This is a genomic window from Mesorhizobium sp. M1E.F.Ca.ET.041.01.1.1, from assembly GCF_003997355.1.
Classification (GTDB): domain Bacteria; phylum Pseudomonadota; class Alphaproteobacteria; order Rhizobiales; family Rhizobiaceae; genus Mesorhizobium.
On record NZ_RZSL01000977.1, the window covers coordinates 1 to 1423 of the forward strand.

4 protein-coding genes are annotated in these 1423 nt (G+C 60.9%); 1 reads left to right on the top strand and 3 read right to left on the bottom strand.

All coding sequences use genetic code 11. The features are described from left to right. Together EOA38_RS36540 and coaD are read right to left on the bottom strand one after the other, a co-directional pair. The coding region (locus EOA38_RS36540) for a peptidylprolyl isomerase (RefSeq protein WP_189435180.1) at window positions 1–266 on the bottom strand (266 nt) is incomplete at its 3' end. Between the two features lie 74 nt (window positions 267–340). Then, window positions 341–841 carry a pantetheine-phosphate adenylyltransferase gene (gene coaD, locus EOA38_RS36545; protein WP_126093822.1) on the bottom strand — a complete coding sequence of 167 codons (501 nt, stop codon included), beginning with the start codon at window positions 839–841 and terminating at the stop codon, window positions 341–343. Window positions 842–1032: 191 nt separating this feature from the next. Here coaD and EOA38_RS36550 point away from each other — a divergent pair, with 191 nt between their 5' ends. Continuing rightward, window positions 1033–1185, top strand: a complete 153-nt coding sequence (locus EOA38_RS36550; protein ID WP_127301494.1) for a hypothetical protein — start codon at window positions 1033–1035, stop codon at window positions 1183–1185. A 53-nt stretch (window positions 1186–1238) separates the two neighbouring features. On the opposite strand, the gene EOA38_RS36555 is transcribed toward EOA38_RS36550, so the two are convergent. Beyond that, window positions 1239–1423 (bottom strand): hypothetical protein (locus tag EOA38_RS36555; RefSeq protein ID WP_145966294.1); only part of this gene is annotated, 185 nt, incomplete at its 5' end.

The window sequence follows — 1423 nt, forward strand, 5'->3', positions numbered from 1 at the left end:
TTGCCGAACTTGACGTCGCCGGTCTGCGCCATGAAGCCGTCGATGACGCGGTGGAAGGCGACGTTGTCATAGGCGCCCTCGCGCACCAGCTTCTTGATCTGCGCGGCATGCTTGGGCGCGATATCCGGACGCAAGGCGATAGTCACGTCGCCGTCCTTCAGCGTGATGATCATGGTATTTTCCTTGTCGGCGGCGAAAGCCGGCAGGGATGCGGCGAAAACGCCGGCAAGCACGACAAGGAACGAAGCGAGCTTCTTCAGCTTCATGGTGTTCTCCGAAAGTCTTTGTTTGGGTACATGTCGTTGACCCAAAACCGGAATCCACTTTTGGGCGACATGCGCTATTTCGCGAATTTGGCGGTGAGCGCGCCGGCGACGGCCGCCGGCACGAACGGGCGGATGTCGCCGCCCATCGACGCAATCTGGCGGACAAGTGTGGCGGTAATGGTGCGCACCGAGGGGCTCGCCGGCAGGAAAACTGTCTGCAGGTCCGGCGCCATCGTCTCGTTCATGCCGGCCATCTGCATCTCGTAGTCGAGATCGGTGCCGTCGCGCAGACCGCGGATGATGATCGAGGCACCATGCTTCCTGGTGGCGTCGACGACCAGACCATCGAAGGCAACCACCTTGATGCGGGCGCTATCGCGGCCGAACTCCGCCTTGGTCGCGGCCTCGATCAGCGCCACGCGTTCGTCGAAGGAAAACAGCGGCGCCTTGCCTGGGTGGACGCCGATCGCCGCGTAGACGGTGTCGGCCACGGCAAGCGACGCCTTCAAGACGTCGAGATGGCCGTTGGTCAGCGGGTCGAAGGAGCCTGCGTAAAGGGCGGTGCGTACGGTCATGGCAGGCTTCTAGCGAGCCTCTCAAACAAAGGCAAATCCCATTGATGTGCCGGTCGTGAACCTTTTCACGGACGTGAACGACAGATGAATGCGACGATCACGAACGCTTCACGCAGCGTTCACTAGGTTGCCGCTTCAGGAGATGAAACCAAAACACCATCTTATCGTTACAAGAGCAGGAGAACACGAAAATGCTGATCTACATGCTTGCCACCGCAATGACTATCGTGATGCTGATCGCAACCGCATTCGGGCTGCATCAGGAAGCCGCGCGGGTGCGCGTCAAGGCCAACACCAAGCGTCTCGATGGGTTCGTTGCCCGTAACGTTTACCGCCGCTTCTGATTTCCAGCCATGATCGCACCGGCCCCACGGGCCGGTGGCGCGTAGCCAAAAGCCTATTCGGGATTTCCCTCGCCCGCATCTTCTGTGGCGCCGACCTCGCCCGAAGGCGCTTCTTCGGCTTCCTCGTCAGCCTGCGGCTCCGAAATCCGCTCCACCGAAACCACTTTCTCGCCTTCTGCCGTGTTGAAGATGGTCACGCCCTTGGTGGCGCGGCTGGCGAAGCGTATGCCCTCCACTG